This window comes from Rhizobium sp. rho-13.1 (assembly GCF_007000305.1).
GTDB classification, from domain to species: domain Bacteria; phylum Pseudomonadota; class Alphaproteobacteria; order Rhizobiales; family Rhizobiaceae; genus Rhizobium; species Rhizobium rhododendri.
Genome location: NZ_SCFL01000001.1, coordinates 1,046,959 through 1,062,742, shown reverse-complemented (window position 1 = coordinate 1,062,742; position 15,784 = coordinate 1,046,959). Strand labels below are relative to the sequence as shown.

The following is a 15,784-nucleotide window of genomic DNA, read 5'->3' as shown; positions in this document are numbered from 1 at the left end:
GAGACATAGAACAGTCTCGTTTCAAATCAAATGCTTCGTATGCCTGCACAAGGGGAAGTTTTGGCAGGCCCGCCCCTACGGGCCGCTGAGAGAGGGATGGCATGGACGACGACCTGGTACAGGAAGGGCGCGGGTGGAAGCACAGGCTTGCCGGCCCCCTGGCACATCTCTATTTTGCACTGTCGCGCGGCATGACGCTCGGGGTGCGGGCTGCCTGCTTCGACAGCGAGGGGCGAATTTTCCTGGTTCGCCATTCATACCTGCCCGGCTGGTACATGCCTGGCGGCGGTGTCGAAAGGCACGAGACCGTGAACCAGGCGTTGGCCAAGGAGCTGCGGGAGGAAGGCAATTTGGCCATTCTGGGCACACCGACCCTGATAGGCATCTATTTCAACCGCTCCGTCAGCCGCCGTGACCACGTGGCCTTCTACCGCGCCGACGTCGAGCAGACGGCGCTGCGCGACCCTGACTGGGAGATTGTCGAGAGCGGCTTCTTCGCCCTCGACGCCCTACCGCCCACGACCACGGCCGCCACCCACCGGCGGCTGCAGGAAATCAACGGCAACCTCGCACCCACCGGCTACTGGTAGGCGCCGGGCGCTACAGCGCGCCGCGACCGTGTGGCCGGTTGAAATCGAGTGCCGGGCCCAGAGGCACGATGCCGGTTGGATTGATGGTCTTGTGGCTGGCGTAGTAGTGCCGCTTGATGTGCGCCATGTTGACCGTCTCACTGATGCCCGGCACCTGGTAGAGTTCGCGCAGGTAGCCGGGCAGGTTGCGGTAGTCCTCGATACGCCGGATGTTGCACTTGAAGTGGCCGACATAGACGGCGTCGAAGCGAACCAGTGTCGTGAACAGCCGCCAGTCGGCTTCCGTGATCGTGTTGCCAACAAGGTAGCGGCTTTTCCCCAGGCGGGCGTCGAGACTGTCTAGGGTCGCGAAGAGTTTTTGCACGTGCTCTTCATAGGCGTCCTGCGTCGTCGCAAAGCCGGATTTGTAGACGCCGTTGTTGACCGTGTCGTAGACGATGGCGTTGATCTCGTCGATCTCGGTCCGCAGGGGCTCCGGATAATAGTCCAGCGTGACGTCGGTAAGACTGTCGAAAGCGCTGTTGAACATCCGGATGATTTCGGAGGACTCGTTGTTGACGATCGTGCCGGTCCTGGTGTCCCAGAGGACGGGTACGGTGACGCGCCCGGAATAATGAGGATCCGCCCTGGTGTAGATCTCCCACATGGCATTGGCGCCGAAGATGTGATCGACCGTGCCGCCGTCGCGGTTCTTGAATTCCCAGCCGTTCTCCAGCATGAGCGGATCGACGATCGAGACGGAAATGATGTTTTCCAGCTTCTTGAGCTTGCGGAAGATCAATGCCCGGTGGGCCCATGGACAGGCGAGCGCCACATAGAGGTGATACCGACCGGCCTCGGCCTTGAAGCCTCCAGTGCCGGATGGGCCGGCACTTCCGTCGGCGGTCACCCAATTGCGAAACTGCGATGCAGCCCGCTTGAAATGGCCCTTGGTTTCCTTGGTGTCGTACCACACGTCTTGCCAGACGCCGTCAACCAGCATGCCCATGTCATCGTCCTTTCGAATTGCCTAGAATGATACATACGCTGCCGGGCAGAATTTTCGAGCGTGCAAAGATTGAACAGTCCGTTGCTGTCGCATTTGCCGCATTTTACGTTGGACGAGGCAAATATTTCCTGCTATCGGCCTCGGCACACTTCAAGGACTGTGATCGATGACCGTAACCAGAGACCTGCGACGACGCTGATGGACCCGAACGCCGCATCCGGCGTTTCCGAGACCCATCCCTTTTTGTCATCTGGTTTGTTACGTTTCATGCACAAGCACGATCTGGTCTACCTCACCGAGGACGCGTCCCACGACGCCGTCATCGAACTCATCAACGAAGAAGCCTTTGGTCCAGGACGGTTCGTCCGGGCGGCAGCGCGTATCCGCGAGCAGGGTCCGCACGACCGGTCACTGTCGTTCATCTGTGCAGACGACGGTGAGACAGTCGCATCCGTCCGGATGACGGCCGTCATGGCGGGTGGCGTCAAGGGCCATCTTCTAGGCCCACTGGCTGTCCGGCCGTCGCACAAGAGCCGGGGCATCGGCCGCGAACTGGTGCGCATTGCCGTCGAAGCTGCACGGCGGAAGGGCTCGGAGGCGGTCATCCTCGTCGGCGATCCGCCTTACTACGAGCCGCTCGGTTTCGAGAAGGTGGCCTATAACGCGCTTGCCTTTCCGGGGCCGGTCGATCCGGGCCGGGTGCTTGTCGTGCCGATGGCGGATGACGTGCATGCGCGGCTCAAGGGCGCCATCGGCTGGACTGAATAGCGTAGCTTATCAGGGTGTTACGGCGAGCTGCTTCTGCAGGAACGTCCGGCTGCGACCGAGCGGGAAGTCGGCGAGCGTACCGAAGGCAACATAGCCCTGGCGCTGATAGGCCCGCAGCGCCTGCGGGTTGAAGGTATCGATCCAAGCGCTGTGGCATCCTCGTTCCAGGGCTTCGGCCTCCGCCTTGGCGAGCAGCCTGCCGGCCATTCCCTGGCCACGCAGCGCTTCGGGAACGAACAGCCATTGGGTGAACAGCCAGCCCCAGGCAGTCACGCCCAGCAGGCCGCCGATCACCTTGCCGTCGTCTCCGCGAATGAACACGGCCAGCGAGCGACGCTCGGGAGGCCCGACGTCCGATGCGTTGAACGACATCAACCCGCTCATGATCACGGCCATGTCGCCGTCCAGAGGCGCGTCGGTCAGGTCGAGGGTTGCCATGGCTATCGTCCTTCGCGCCACCAGGTCGCCGTCAACAGGAAGAGCAGGGCGGCGAGGCCGAGGAACCCTGCAAACAGCGGCAGTGTGTTGATGCCGCGCAGAACCGTCTCGTCTGTCAGCCGGATGCTCATGCGCTGGTCGTCGGCGATGCGCACTGCACCCCGCACCGGCAGGACCGGCGGCACGACGACGCTGTCGCCGGCCGAAGCCACGCGCGTCACCAGCCCCTTGGTTTGGCTGGCCAGCGGCTTCAGCGTCTCCGTTGTCGAGATCATCGCCTTGAATTCCGGTGCATCGACGGCGCCGACGTGGACGAGTGTCGACAAGTTGCCATTGGTGATCTGGAACAGCCCGATCTCGTCGGTGTGCTTCTCGGCACGATAGAGGCCGGGCTCGCCCTGTGCCAGCTTGACGGTCTCCGACTTGCCGGAAGGATATTTGATCGTCGCACTGCCGGGATCGTCGCCGATTGTCTGGCGAGTGATCTGCAGCGTGCGGCCGGATGCGGTGGCGGTCAGCGCTTCTTCCTCGAGCGCCGGTTCCTTCATCAGCCAGTGGGCGATGCGCCTGTAGAGCGCCACGCTCGGGCCACCGCCCTCGAAACCGCGTGACCACAGCCAGCCCTGGTCGGACAGCAGCATGGCGACGCGTCCTTCGCCGGCACGGTTCAGCACCAGCAGCGGATGGTTGTCGGCACCGACCATCACGGTCTGTCCCTGCGGCGGCTCGACATCGACCGTGCGGAACCAGCGGCCCCAATGCGGCGGCTCGACATCCGAGCCGTCGAGGCCGCGGGTGACTGGATGTTTGCGGCCTTCCTCCGACAGGCGGGGATAGAAGGCCTTGTCGATCATCTCGCCGGTCGGCTCCGCCGGGAGCACGGATTGCAGCGGCGTCAGGGCGATTGAATCCTGGCCGGCATGTTCCGGTCCGGCGGCAATCAGCAGTGCCCCACCGTTCTGAACGTACTGGGCGATGTAGTCGTAGTAGAGGATCGGCAGCACGCCGCGATGCTGGTAGCGGTCGAAGATGATCAGGTCGAAATCCTTGATCTTGTCGACGAACAGTTCCCGTGTCGGAAAGGCGATCAGCGACAGCTCGTTGATCGGCGTACCGTCCTGCTTTTCCGGCGGACGCAGGATGGTGAAGTGCACGAGATCGACCGAGGCATCGGATTTCAGCAGGTTGCGCCAGGCGCGCTCGCCGGCATGCGGCTCGCCCGAGACCAGCAGCACCCGCATGTTCTGGCGGATGCCCTCGATCAGGTGGACGGCGCGGTTGTTGGCGAGCGTAATCTCGCCGGGCAGTTCGGCGACGGAAAACTCCAGCACATTGTTGCCGGCACGCGGCACCTTGAAGCTGAATGGCGTTTCCTGGCCGGGGGTCGCCTGCAGGGTGGCGATCTCGTTGCCGTTCATTTTCACCGTAACGGGGGCCGCGCCGCCGGGGCTTGGGCCATCGTCGACGACGCGCAGGGTCAGTTGCTGTTCTTCGTTGACGATGCCGAAGCGAGGGCCGCGCACCACTTCGATGCGACGGTCGTATTCGTTGGCTTTGCCGGTGATCAGCCCGTGGATGGGAGCGTTGAAGCCGAGCGACTGGGCGGTCGAGGGGATATCGTGGATCTGGCCATCGGTGAGGAAGATGGCACCGCCGATGCGAGCCGGCGGCACATCGCCGATGGCACCGGCAAGCGCCGAGAACAGCCGCGTCGCCGGGGCATCGGTTTCCGCCGTATCCTTGGACTCCACATAGCGCGGCTCTATGCGCGGGAAGGCGGCCAGCCGGTCTTTGAGTTGCGCCAGGGCACCGTTGGTCATCTTGATGCGTTCGGGCGTCAGCTGGCTCTGGCTGCGGTCGATGATGACGGGAACGATGGTCGAGAGCCGGTCGCGATCTTCCTGCATCAGCAGCGGGTTGGCGAGTGCCACCAGCAAGGCGAGGGCTGCGAGTGCGCGGAGCCATGCCCCACGCAAGCGACGCCAGATGGCGAAGGCGGCGATGACGGCAACGACCGCGGCGAAGGCTATAATGACCGGCCAGGGGAGAAAGGGTTGGAAATCCAGCGTCATGCTATTGCCCCAGCCGTTCCAGCAGATCCGGAACGTGGACCTGATCGGATTTGTAGTTGCCGGTCAGCATATACATCATGATGTTGACGCCGGTTCTGAAGGCATATTCTCGCTGCATGTCGTCCTGCGGCACCGTTGGCAGCAACGGTGTGCCGTTGTCGTCGACAGCCCAGGCGCCGGCAAAATCGTTGCCGGTGATGATGATAGGTGTCACGCCGTCCGATGTGGCTGCCTGCTTGGTACCGGTGTCGGCGCGGTTGTCCTGATGGGATTCGATCCACAGCGGGCTGCCGGTGTAGCGCCCCGGAAAACTCGACAGCAGATAAAAGGATTTCGTCAGCACGTGCTTGGCGGGAACGGGCTCGAGTGGCGGTATGTCGAGATTGGCAAGGATCGCCTGCAGCCGTTCGCCGTTCGGGCCGGGAGCCGAATTGTCGCCGACGGAACTCAATGCATCGCGCGTGTCGAACAGCACCGTGCCGCCGGAGCGCATGTAGGCGTCGATGCGGTTCATCGTAGCAGTGCTGGGCATCGGTGCGGTCGAGGTCACCGGCCAGTAGAGCAGGGGGAAGAGCGCCAGTTCGTCCTTGGCGGGATCAACGCCGACAGGCGGTCCGGGTTCGAGCGTCGTGCGGTAGGTGAGGAAGTCGGTGAGGCCCGCAAGTCCCCGCTCGGAAATCCGATCGACTTCGTCCTCGCCGGTAACGATATAGGCCAGATGCGTCTTGTCGAGCCGTGACAGGATGACGTCGTCGCCGGGCCTCGCATCGTCGGCGCGCATGTCGACCGGGTGCAGGAAAGCCGCCGTGGATAAGGCGATGGCGAGAATTGCGGCGGTCTTTGCGGCTGAGCGAGATAGCCGCCGGATGCCGCTGAAGGCGCCGTTCATGAACAGCACGGCAACGCTGTCGGTGAGCAGCAGCAGGAGGGCGATGGTGAACAGCACCGGCTTGGCGGACCATGCCTGTCCGCCGATCAATCCTTCTCGCTGCACCACCATGGAAGCGGATGCGTCGAGAGGCTTCAGTTCGGCGCCCTCGGGCAGGACATTCAATGCGGTAAATCCTTCTTCCGAGCCGTAGAGACCCGGCGGGTTGTCGAAGCTTGCGAGCAGAGGCCCCTTCTTGCCGGTGTCGAGGGGCCGGGCACTGCCGGTCTCACCGTTCAGCGCACCCTTGGCCGTCAGAAGCCGATACGGCGGCAGCGTACCGGCGGATGATTTGGCGGAGCCATCGGCGGCAGTGACGCCGCCGGAGCGGGACATCTGCACGATACGGCGCAGCATCTCGACGAAATCGCCGGAAATCGGCAGATCCGACCACGACGCCTCGGCGCTGACATGAAATAGCACGATGCGGCCGGCGGAGACGTTTTTCTCGGTGACCAGCGGTGTTCCATCGGCAAGGCTTGCCCATGTCCGCTCGGCCAGATCTGGCGTCGGCTCAGCCAGAACCTGACGCTTGACCAGCACGTTTGATGGTTTTGGCATGCCGGCAAACGGCCCGAAAGCCGGAAAGTCGGCGAGCGGTTGCGGCTCGGCCCAGGACATGGCGCCGCCCAGCGCCCGCTCGCCCTGGCGCAGGATCACAGGCACGAGCGGATCGTCGGCGGGTGCTGCAGCAAGGCGCGGACCGGCGAAACGGATCAACGTCCCGCCATTGGCGATCCAGCGCTGCATCGGGGCATAGGCATCTGCCGGCAGGCGGCCGATGTCGGCCATGATGATGACAGACGGATTGCCAGCCAACAGCTCGGTGATCGATTTCGCCAGATCGTCTGCTTCCGGATTGACGAGGTCGGCGAAAGGCGAAAGTGCCTTCTGGATATAGTAGAGCGGCGAAAGCAACGGCTGGAACTCGTCGACGGCCTGGCCGGAGAGCAGGGCAACGCGGCGACGCTTGAAGCCGTCGTCGAGGAGATGAACCGAGCCTGCGGTCGTGTGTCCATCGATGCTGACCCGGGCAAAGTCGTTGCGCATCTCGAAGGGCGCGGTGATCGTGCCCGATGCGACCGATTGGCCAGCGGTAAAGGCGAGCTTGCCGGCAGCGATCGGGCGCCCCTGGGCGTCTTGCGCGCTGAGCGTGAAACCGGCGGGGCCGGCGCTGTCGAGGCGGCTCGCGGTGACGGTCATGGCGTCGGCGGCGTTGGCGGCCTTGGTCAGGACGATGGCTTCACTGGCATCGCCCTCCAGCAGGCGCAGGTCTGCGGGAGCCAAGGACGCAAGCTGCTGAACCGTATCGTCTCTATCTGAAGCAGCAATCCCGTCGGACAGGAAAACGAGCGTGCCGGGTTTGGCGCCACCGAGAGCCGACTTCAGGGCCTGTACGGCGCGGGGGCGATCCGGCACCAGCGGCATAGGGGCTGCGGCATGTAATTTGTCGCGCGCTGCCATCGCGGTGCCGGGGATGGCATCGTTGGTCTGGTTGGCGGTGAACGCGATGACGACGGGCGTCTCGCTGGCATCGGCATCGCCGATAAGCGCGTCGGCGGTCTGCACGCGACGATCCCAATCGGCAGCGCTCGCCCAGCTGTTGTCGATCAGCAGAACGAGAGGTCCCGCCTTGGAAAGGGTGTTGGTGCGCGGATTGAAGACGGGATCGGCGATTGCAAGGATCACGGCCGCCGCCATCAGCATACGCAGCAGCGTCAGCCACCACGGGCTGTTGGCCGGGGTTTCCTCTCGTCTGAGCACCTTGGCCAGGATCTTCAGGGGCGGAAAGACTTCTATCTGCGGGCGCGGCGGCGTCATGCGCAGCAGCCACCATATCGCCGGCAGGGCGATCAGAGCTGCCAGCATCGCCGGATAGGCAAAGCCCAGCGCGCTCACAACTGACCACCATGGGTGGCTCTGGTGGGCATGCCGGACAGGTAGGTGTGCACGGCGACAAGCGCCTCGGAGGCGAGGTGGTCGGTGCGGTGGGTGACGAACGTCCAGCCGAGGTGGCGCAGCGTCTCTCCGAGGCTGTCTCGACGCGCCAGGTAGGCACGCTGGTAATCCTCGCGGATGGTCTCGGCGCGGCCGGCCACCAGCTTTTCGCCGGTTTCCGGATCGGTGAACTCGGTGCGGCCGCTATAGGGAAAGGTTTCCTCGGCAGGGTCGGCGATCTCGACCACATGGCCGCGCAATCCGCGCCGGGCAAGAGGGCCGAGACGGGCCATGATGCTATCGGCATCGTCGAGGAGATCGCCGATCAGCACGACGTCGCTCCAGCCGCGGATCATCGCCGTCTGCGGCAGGCCACCGCCCAGCGGCGCGTGCATCAGCGCCGTTGCCAGTCTTTCGGCAGCGTTGCGGGCGGAAATCGGTTCCATGATGCCGGGGCAGCCGATACGCTCGCCGGAGCGGGCGAGGATTTCCGCCAGTGCCAGCATGACGACCAGCGCCCGGCTTTCCTTGGAGACATGACCAAGCGACGACCTGAACATCATCGACGGCGACATGTCGGCCCAGAGCCATATGGTGTGCGCCGCTTCCCATTCATGGTCACGGATATAGGTATGGTCATCGCGGGCCGAGCGCCGCCAGTCGATGCGCGACAGGCTCTCACCATCGCTGTAGGGGCGGAACTGCCAGAAATTCTCGCCGATACCGCGCTTGCGGCGGCCATGCCAGCCGGCAATCACGGTGTTGGCGATGCGTTTCGCCTCGACCAGGCAATCGGGGACGAGAGCTGCCCGTTGCCGGGCGCGGGAAAGGGCATCACTGCCGGATGTCGGATTGACGATCTGTCCGATGGATGCCACGCGGCGCTCTCTCCCTAGGTCCTGGCCTGCTTGACCAAGTCGGAAATGACGTCGCGCACTGACATGCCTTCGGCGCGGGCGACGAACGTCAGCGCCATGCGGTGCTGCAGGATCGGTTCGGCGAGCGCGTGTACATCGTCCAGCGACGGGGCAAGGCGACCCTGGTAGAGGGCGCGGGCGCGGGTGCAGAGCATCATCGCCTGGCCGGCGCGCGGGCCCGGTCCCCAGGCGACGTGCTTGTCTGTTGTGGCATTGCCCTGGCCCGGTCGGGCCGAGCGGACCAGCGACAGGATGGCATCGACGACGCTGTCGCTGATCGGCATCTGGCGGATCAGCTTCTGGATTTCGGACAGCCTGCCGGCATCGATGGCAGCGCCGGCCTTGGCTTCCGACATGCCGGTCGTGTCGAGCAGGATTCTGCGCTCGTCGGCCAATTCCGGATAGCCGACGTCGACCTGCAGCAGAAACCGGTCGAGTTGGGCTTCCGGCAGCGGGTACGTGCCTTCCTGCTCCAGCGGGTTCTGGGTGGCGAGCACATGGAAGGGCGCTGGCAGGTCGTAGCGCTGGCCGGCGATCGTCACATGATATTCCTGCATGGCCTGCAGCAGCGCCGACTGGGTGCGGGGCGAGGCGCGGTTGATTTCGTCTGCCATCAGCAATTGTGCGAAGATGGGGCCTTTGAGGAAGCGGAATGAACGGCGACCAGTGTCGTCCTGGTCCATCACTTCCGAGCCTAGAATGTCCGATGGCATCAGGTCGGGGGTAAACTGTACGCGGCTGGCTCCCAGCCCGAGCACGTCGCCGAGCGTCGTCACCAGCTTGGTCTTGGCGAGGCCGGGAACGCCGACCAGCAGCGCGTGACCGCCGGCCAGAACCGCGAGCACAGTCTTCTCGACGACGCTTTCCTGGCCGAAAATGACCTTCGATACCTGGTCGCGAATTGCGGCGATATCGGCAAGCGCACGCTCTGCAGACGCAATCATGGCCTTGTCGTCGAGGCTAGCCTCTGTCGAATTGATCATGCCCATGTGCATCTCCGGCGGCTGAAAGACGGGTGTGTCGATTCGCAGTTCATACAGATTTGCCCCATACTCAAGAGAATTTATCCCTCACAACAATGCTGACAAGCGCGTCTCGAATGACTATCTCGTGTGACAGCAAGAACTAGCGACGAACCGGGACGGAACAATGGCAGCCGAGGAAATCAGCGCGACGACCGACGCGGCAGGCCTGGCTGCCCTGATTTCGCGCGCCGCCGGAGATGCCGGAGACCACGCCAAGGGGCCTCCACCGGTCGACAAGTGGAACCCGCCCTTCTGCGGCGATCTCGACATGGAAATCCGCAGCGACGGTACCTGGTTCTACATGGGGACGCCGATCGGCCGTGCGCCGCTGGTGCGATTGTTCTCGACGGTGTTGCGCAAGGACGAGGACGGTAAGACCTATCTCGTGACGCCTGTGGAAAAAGTCGGCATCCGCGTCGTCGATGCGCCGTTTCTGGCGGTCGAGATGACGATGACGCAGGTCGACGGCCATCCGCTACTGACATTCCGGACGAACGTTGGGGACGTCGTGGAGGCAGGCGAGGACCATCCGCTGCGCTTTGTCGTGCATGGCGACAACAACGAACTCAAGCCCTATCTGCATGTGCGCGGCCGGCTGGAGGCGCTGGTGTCACGGGCCGTCATGTACGATCTGGTGGCTCTCGGCGAAACGCTCGACATCGACGGCGTCGCGATGTTCTGCGTCCGCTCCGGCGGCGCGACTTTCCCGATCATGCCGGCGCTGACGCTGAATGCCCTGGCAGATGAGTGAGTTTCCGCTTTATTCGGCAGCCGAATTCCGCCGCCGCGCGCTCAACCAGACGGGTAACCCCGTCGAGCTTGCCTGGCGTGAGCACGGCGATCACCTTCTCAACCGAGAGAGAATTCTCGACGTCGAGGGGATGACGCTACGCGACGCCGCGGTGCTGGTGCCGGTCATCGACGAGGGAGACGACGCACGGGTCATCTTTACGCAGCGCACGACAAATCTGCGCAAGCACTCCGGCCAGATCGCCTTTCCGGGCGGCGCCATAGATCCGGAAGATGCGTCGCCGGAGGCTGCCGCGATGCGCGAGGCTGAGGAGGAGATCGGCCTTGCCAATCTGTTTGTCGAACCGGTGGCCCGCTTGCCGCATTATCTAGCTGCGACCGGGTTCCGCATCACGCCGATCCTTGCGGTCGTCAAACCGGGTTTCGAGCTGACGCTGAGCCCGACCGAGGTCGAGGATGCGTTCGAAGTGCCTCTGTCGTTTCTGATGGACCCGACGCACCACATGCGCGACAGCATGGAGTGGAAGGGCAGCGAGCGTCATTTCTACCGCATGCCCTACGGTCAATGGATGATCTGGGGCATTACCGCCGGGATCGTCCGGACATTGTACGAGAGGCTTTACGCATGACGACTGTTGCCGGAGAGACGTGGTTTGCGGATGCGGCGCTCGGACAGGTTCTGGCGCTGCTGAACAGCGACGGCGGCGAGGCGCGCATCGTTGGCGGGGCAGTCCGCAACAGCCTGATGGGGCTCGATGTCGCCGACATCGACATCGCGACGACGCTGCTGCCGGACGCCGTCGTGGCCCGCGCCAAAGCGGCCGGCATCAAGGCCGTACCGACCGGCATAGCGCATGGCACAGTGACGCTGGTGATCGATGGCAAGCCGTTCGAGGTGACGACCTTGCGCCGGGACGTCGAGACCGACGGGCGTCATGCCGAAGTGGCTTTCAGCACGGACTGGCAGGCGGATGCCGAACGCCGCGACCTGACGATCAATGCGCTCTATGCAACGGCTAGCGGCGAGGTCATCGATCTCGTTGGCGGCCTCGCGGACATAGAGACCAGGACCATCCGGTTCATCGGCGAGCCGGCAACGCGGATCGCCGAGGATCATTTACGCATCCTGCGCTTTTTCCGTTTCTTTGCCTTCTATGGCACCGGCCGGCCAGACGCGGCGGGCCTCAGGGCCTGCGCCGGGGCGCGAGGCACACTGGCTTCGCTGTCGGCCGAGCGCATCTGGTCGGAAATGAAGAAGTTGCTGGGAGCACCCGATCCGGGGCGTGCGCTGCTTTGGATGCGGCAGATCAGCGTGCTCACCGATATCCTGCCGGAAACCGAAAAATGGGGCATCGACGCCATCCCGGCGCTTGTCTCCACCGAACGGGCGCTTGGCTGGTCGCCGGATCCATTGCTGCGGCTTGCTTCCATCGTGCCGCCGGATGCCGACAGGCTGGCAAAGCTCGCGATCCGGTTGCGCCTGTCGAAGGCAGAGGCGGCGAGGCTTACCGCATGGGCCGCCGCACCCGTCATCGACGACGAGATCTCTGACGCAGCGTTTCAGAGATTGCTGTACGGCCATGGAACAGAGGGTATCCGCACCAAGTTGAAGCTCGCGCTTGCTGTGGCGCGGGGCAAGGCGGAGGGCGACTTCGCCGAGATGGCGCGAACGGCACGCATCGGCAAGCTGCTGGACCGCGCAGGCGGCTGGCAGAAACCGGTCTTTCCTCTCAGCGGAGCCGATGCGTTGAAAGCAGGAATTGCTGCCGGCCCGCGCGTGGGCGAGGTGCTGGGCGATCTTGAACGCCAGTGGGTCGAAGAGAATTTTGCGACCGACAAGGCGACCCTGCTGTCGCGGCTGCGAGAAATGGTCTGATTTTCAGGGCAGCCTCCGCTTCACTGCGGAAGCTGCGCCCGATGATGGTGTCACAGCCCGCTCAGCCTATTCAGGCATTGCCCAGGCTTTGAAAAGCTCCGACGTCTGGTGGCGGTGGGCGACGGAGCGCCTGGCGATGCGGTCCTGCGGAATACGGGATACATCGTTGGCCGGCCGGCCTTTCAGTTGCATCTTCACCTGCTCGATGAAGCAGGACAAAGGCAGATCGGAGCCGCTTCGGATGCGCTGGTCCTCCGCCAGCCTCCTGATAAAATCAGGAGTGTCCATCGCACTCGCTGTGGTCGGGGTAGGGGCTGCACTGCTCTTCGTAGACATGACAATCCTCCTCTGACTGTACCATGTTCAAGTTAAAGTAGTAGCAACGCGTTACTTTGTAAGACCCTCACGTTTTGTTGACATCAGGGCCAACGAACCACGGGCGGCAGGGACGACAGGATAGACTCTACATTGCCGCCGGTCTTCAGGCCGAAGATCGTGCCGCGGTCGTACAGAAGATTGAACTCGACATAGCGTCCGCGGCGAATCAATTGTTCGTCCCGGTCCTGCTCTGTCCACTGCTTGTTGAAGTTCGACCTTACAATCCGCGGGTAGACCATCGAAAACGCCCTTCCGACATCGCGCGTGAAGGTAAAGTCGGCCTCCCAGCCGCCGTCCTCCTCGCTCGAATGAAGCCAGTCGTAGAAAATCCCGCCGATGCCGCGTGATTCGTTTCGGTGCTTCAGGAAGAAATACTCCTCGCACCAGGCTTTATAGCGTGGATAGTCTGCAACCTTATGACGGCCGCAGGCGATCTCCATGGCACGATGGAAAAGCTGGCTATCGGGATCTTCCTGTGTTCGCCGGTTATCAAGGACGGGTGTCAAGTCGGCGCCGCCGCCGAACCAGCGGCTGGTCGTGACCACCATGCGGGTGTTCATGTGCACGGCCGGCACGTTGGGATTGACGGGATGGGCGATGAGCGAGATGCCGGAGGCCCAGAAGCGCGGATCCTCATTGGCACCAGGGATCTGGCTGCGAAAATCGGGGGCAAACTCGCCGTGCACGGTAGAGGTGTGGACGCCGACCTTCTCGAAAACGCGGCCTTCCATCATCGACATCCTGCCGCCGCCGCCATCGCTTTCGCGCTGCCAGTCCTTGGCAACGAAGCGGCCCGGTTCCTGGTCGGCAAGCGGGCCAGTCAACTCGTCTTCCAGCGCCTCGAATTCCGCGCAGATCGTGTCGCGCAGGCTTTCAAACCAGCCGCGCGCAGCAAGCTTCTTGTCCTCGATGTCGTCAGGCAATCCGGTTGGAAGCTGTGGTCTTTCCATAAGTATCTCCGGTGCCATGTGTGCAGCGGCCACGACTCGCACGGCCTTCAAAATCGGTTTTTGCATAACAGCAAAGCAAGGTGGCAGCCAGCATCCCCCGCTTGAACACCGGCATAATCGACTCGCAAAATGAACCGTCTGGTATTATCTTGGGCGCAAAGGCAAGGTTTATCATGAAGATTACGGGATCGCCGCCCCTTGATGGGCTCAAGCGCCAGATCGACCGCCACCGCCGCAGCAAGCTTGCCGGCGGCAAGGGAGATTTCGTGCGCGAAACCTATTGCCTCAGCCGCCCCGACGCGCGCGAAAAAGCCCGCCAATGGTTCGACGATTTTCCGAAGGCTGCCTACTGGACGGAAGTCGAAAGCTGGCGACAGGTCGAGGGCGACCGCATCGAATTCACCATGCGCCGCCTGCCGACCGCAGACTGATCGCTTTTTTGCGCCGGCGTTTGACGCTCATTCGTTAGTACCGATTTCCAGGCTCATCCCGCTAGCTATCACTCAGCTGCGTTCAGCAAGCGGCTTTCGATCAGCAGGCCGCTTTCATCGAGGATGGGGTGGGCGACGGAGACGATGTGGGCATTGATCCGCTTGAGGTCGCGCAGCATGTCCAGATGCAGCGAACTGGTCTGCAGGCTGTCCATTCGACCGTCACGCAGCCGGGCGATATGGCGATCCGAAGACTGCTTCTCGAGCCGGCGGACATCGACCTTCACTTCCATCATTTGGCGGGCGAGATTGAAATCGCGCGTCACGAGGATCGTCTGGGCTACCCTCAGATTGTCGATGGTCATGGTGAACAGGCGCTGCAGCTCGGCAAAGCCGTCGTCGGAAAAGGCGAGGCCGTGGGCGATCTTCTTTGCCACCTGCTCCGAAAGGCCTTTCTCGATGATATCGCCGATATGTTCGAGATTGATGGCGTAGTCGATGATGACGATCGATCGGCGGCTGGTTTCCTCGTCGAGCCCGCCACGGCCGAGCCTGGAGAGGTAGACCTTGACTTCCTGCTGCAGCCGGTCGACGCGCTTTTCCAGCAGCGGGATTTCCTTCAACGATGCCAGGTCGTTGTTATCGAATGCGGTCTGCGTGCGGATCAACATGCGTTCGATGAGATCGCCGACGGCCAGAACTTCGCGGGTTGCGCTGGCGACGGCAACCACAGGCGTGCCGAGAGCCTGTTCGTCGAGGAACCTCGGGCTGTCATCGGTCGCGGCATCGGCAGGCACCAGCCGCAGCATCAGCCTTGAAATCAGGGGAGAAAACGGCCAGGCGAGGGCGGCAAGCGCGATGTTGAACATCAGATGCGCGTCGACGGGCAGTTTTGCGGGCACAAAGCCGAGGCCTTGCAGAAGGGCGCCAGCGTGGCCGGCCAATGGCATGGCAATGGCGCAGCCGATGGCACGCACGATGAGGTTGCCAAGCGTCACGCGGCGGGCGGTTGCGGGACCGGACATGGTCGCGACGACGGGCGGAACGGCGCCGCCAAGGTTGGCGCCGAGCACCAGGACAATGGAGAGAGCGGGCGACAGGATGCCGGTGGAGGCGAGCGACAGGATCAGCACGACAACGGCAAGGCTGGACGACGAGATGAAGGCGAGGGCGGCCGAGAAGATCAACGCGACCGGCAGGGCGCCGTCGAGCAGGCCGATGAAGGCGGCAAGCGCCTGGGATTCGCGGATCGGTGCCGTTGCCATGCTCAGTAGCTGCAGCGACAGCAGCATCAGGCCGATGCCGATCAGCGCCGTGCCTGCGCCCTGCTGATTGCTCGACGAGCGGCGGTAGAGGACGATGCCGATCAGTATGATCAGCGGCGACAGCCATTCGATGCCGGTTGCCACGATCCATGCGGTCACGGCGGTGCCGACATTGGCGCCGAGCAGCACGATCTGTGCCATGGACGGGATCACCAGGTCACGTTCGACGAAAGACGCGACCATTAGCGCGGTCGCGGTCGAACTCTGCAGCGCGATCGTCGCGACGAAGCCGGAGACGAAGGAACGGCCGCTGCTGCGTGTCCCGGTCGCCAGCCCGGTCCGCAGGCGGGCACCGAAAGCGCGGGTGACGCCGTCCTTTACCTGCGACAGGCCGAACAGCAGCAATGCCACTGCGCCGAACAGGTTGATCATGACCGTGGTTGAGTCCATTTTTCGCGGGATTTCCTTCT

15 protein-coding genes are annotated in these 15,784 nt (G+C 63.4%); 6 read left to right on the top strand and 9 right to left on the bottom strand.

Annotated elements, in window-relative coordinates:
- Positions 1-191: 191 nt before the first annotated feature.
- Positions 192-590: an NUDIX domain-containing protein gene (locus EQW76_RS05280; protein ID WP_244615318.1), complete on the top strand. Its 399-nt coding sequence runs from the start codon at positions 192-194 to the stop codon at positions 588-590.
- 10 nt (positions 591-600) lie between these two features.
- Here the strand turns inward: EQW76_RS05280 and EQW76_RS05275 are convergent, their stop codons facing one another.
- Complete coding sequence (locus EQW76_RS05275) at positions 601-1,578, bottom strand: glutathione S-transferase family protein (RefSeq protein ID WP_142823364.1); 978 nt, start codon at positions 1,576-1,578, stop codon at positions 601-603.
- Between the two features lie 198 nt (positions 1,579-1,776).
- On the opposite strand from EQW76_RS05275, the gene EQW76_RS05270 reads away from it, so the two are divergent.
- Complete coding sequence (locus EQW76_RS05270; protein ID WP_202617111.1) at positions 1,777-2,346, top strand: N-acetyltransferase; 570 nt, start codon at positions 1,777-1,779, stop codon at positions 2,344-2,346.
- A gap of 9 nt (positions 2,347-2,355) precedes the next feature.
- On the opposite strand, the gene EQW76_RS05265 is transcribed toward EQW76_RS05270, so the two are convergent.
- Genes EQW76_RS05265 through EQW76_RS05245 form a run of 5 tightly spaced genes read right to left on the bottom strand, consistent with a single transcriptional unit; the run spans position 2,356 to position 9,628 of the window.
- Positions 2,356-2,784, bottom strand: coding sequence for a GNAT family N-acetyltransferase (locus EQW76_RS05265; RefSeq protein ID WP_142823363.1), 429 nt, complete (start codon positions 2,782-2,784; stop codon positions 2,356-2,358).
- Positions 2,785-2,786: 2 nt separating this feature from the next.
- Positions 2,787-4,856 (bottom strand): hypothetical protein, encoded by a 2,070-nt coding sequence (locus tag EQW76_RS05260; RefSeq protein WP_142823362.1) that lies wholly within the window; start codon positions 4,854-4,856, stop codon positions 2,787-2,789.
- Between the two features lies 1 nt (position 4,857).
- Entirely contained in the window at positions 4,858-7,683 is a 2,826-nt protein-coding gene (locus EQW76_RS05255; RefSeq protein ID WP_142823361.1) for a DUF4159 domain-containing protein, read from the bottom strand.
- On the bottom strand, positions 7,680-8,600 hold the full coding sequence (locus tag EQW76_RS05250) for a DUF58 domain-containing protein (RefSeq protein ID WP_142823360.1): 921 nt from the start codon (positions 8,598-8,600) through the stop codon (positions 7,680-7,682). The genes EQW76_RS05255 and EQW76_RS05250 overlap by 4 nt, the downstream gene beginning before the upstream one ends.
- Before the next feature lie 14 nt (positions 8,601-8,614).
- Positions 8,615-9,628, bottom strand: a complete 1,014-nt coding sequence (locus EQW76_RS05245) for a MoxR family ATPase (RefSeq protein ID WP_142823359.1) — start codon at positions 9,626-9,628, stop codon at positions 8,615-8,617.
- Between the two features lie 160 nt (positions 9,629-9,788).
- Here EQW76_RS05245 and EQW76_RS05240 point away from each other — a divergent pair, with 160 nt between their 5' ends.
- The 3 genes from EQW76_RS05240 to EQW76_RS05230 are packed head-to-tail and all read left to right on the top strand — an operon-like array spanning position 9,789 to position 12,290.
- Complete coding sequence (locus EQW76_RS05240; protein WP_142823358.1) at positions 9,789-10,415, top strand: DUF1285 domain-containing protein; 627 nt, start codon at positions 9,789-9,791, stop codon at positions 10,413-10,415.
- Positions 10,408-11,043 (top strand): CoA pyrophosphatase, encoded by a 636-nt coding sequence (locus EQW76_RS05235; protein WP_142823357.1) that lies wholly within the window; start codon positions 10,408-10,410, stop codon positions 11,041-11,043. Before EQW76_RS05240 ends, EQW76_RS05235 begins: the two co-directional genes overlap by 8 nt.
- Positions 11,040-12,290, top strand: a complete 1,251-nt coding sequence (locus tag EQW76_RS05230; protein WP_142823356.1) for a CCA tRNA nucleotidyltransferase — start codon at positions 11,040-11,042, stop codon at positions 12,288-12,290. Before EQW76_RS05235 ends, EQW76_RS05230 begins: the two co-directional genes overlap by 4 nt.
- A gap of 66 nt (positions 12,291-12,356) precedes the next feature.
- Here EQW76_RS05230 and EQW76_RS05225 read toward each other — a convergent pair whose 3' ends face one another.
- Positions 12,357-12,626, bottom strand: coding sequence for a hypothetical protein (locus EQW76_RS05225; RefSeq protein ID WP_111222682.1), 270 nt, complete (start codon positions 12,624-12,626; stop codon positions 12,357-12,359).
- 83 nt (positions 12,627-12,709) lie between these two features.
- Positions 12,710-13,618, bottom strand: a complete 909-nt coding sequence (gene hemF, locus EQW76_RS05220; protein ID WP_142823355.1) for an oxygen-dependent coproporphyrinogen oxidase — start codon at positions 13,616-13,618, stop codon at positions 12,710-12,712.
- Between the two features lie 170 nt (positions 13,619-13,788).
- Between hemF and EQW76_RS05215 the strand changes: the two genes are divergently transcribed.
- Positions 13,789-14,049, top strand: coding sequence for a hypothetical protein (locus EQW76_RS05215; RefSeq protein WP_161990946.1), 261 nt, complete (start codon positions 13,789-13,791; stop codon positions 14,047-14,049).
- A 68-nt stretch (positions 14,050-14,117) separates the two neighbouring features.
- On the opposite strand, the gene EQW76_RS05210 is transcribed toward EQW76_RS05215, so the two are convergent.
- On the bottom strand, positions 14,118-15,764 hold the full coding sequence (locus EQW76_RS05210; RefSeq protein WP_142823353.1) for a Na/Pi cotransporter family protein: 1,647 nt from the start codon (positions 15,762-15,764) through the stop codon (positions 14,118-14,120).
- Positions 15,765-15,784 lie beyond the last annotated feature (20 nt).

Bases quoted from the DNA above. Each gene is read 5' to 3' on its own strand.
- hemF (WP_142823355.1), bottom strand. From the start codon at position 13,618: ATGGAAAGACCACAGCTTCCAACCGGATTGCCTGACGACATCGAGGAC.
- EQW76_RS05235 (WP_142823357.1), top strand. From the start codon at position 10,408: ATGAGTGAGTTTCCGCTTTATTCGGCAGCCGAATTCCGCCGCCGCGCG.
- EQW76_RS05230 (WP_142823356.1), top strand. From the start codon at position 11,040: ATGACGACTGTTGCCGGAGAGACGTGGTTTGCGGATGCGGCGCTCGGA.
- EQW76_RS05260 (WP_142823362.1), bottom strand. From the start codon at position 4,856: ATGACGCTGGATTTCCAACCCTTTCTCCCCTGGCCGGTCATTATAGCC.
- EQW76_RS05225 (WP_111222682.1), bottom strand. From the start codon at position 12,626: ATGTCTACGAAGAGCAGTGCAGCCCCTACCCCGACCACAGCGAGTGCG.
- EQW76_RS05280 (WP_244615318.1), top strand. From the start codon at position 192: ATGACGCTCGGGGTGCGGGCTGCCTGCTTCGACAGCGAGGGGCGAATT.
- EQW76_RS05245 (WP_142823359.1), bottom strand. From the start codon at position 9,628: ATGGGCATGATCAATTCGACAGAGGCTAGCCTCGACGACAAGGCCATG.
- EQW76_RS05270 (WP_202617111.1), top strand. From the start codon at position 1,777: ATGGACCCGAACGCCGCATCCGGCGTTTCCGAGACCCATCCCTTTTTG.
- EQW76_RS05275 (WP_142823364.1), bottom strand. From the start codon at position 1,578: ATGGGCATGCTGGTTGACGGCGTCTGGCAAGACGTGTGGTACGACACC.
- EQW76_RS05265 (WP_142823363.1), bottom strand. From the start codon at position 2,784: ATGGCAACCCTCGACCTGACCGACGCGCCTCTGGACGGCGACATGGCC.
- EQW76_RS05240 (WP_142823358.1), top strand. From the start codon at position 9,789: ATGGCAGCCGAGGAAATCAGCGCGACGACCGACGCGGCAGGCCTGGCT.
- EQW76_RS05210 (WP_142823353.1), bottom strand. From the start codon at position 15,764: ATGGACTCAACCACGGTCATGATCAACCTGTTCGGCGCAGTGGCATTG.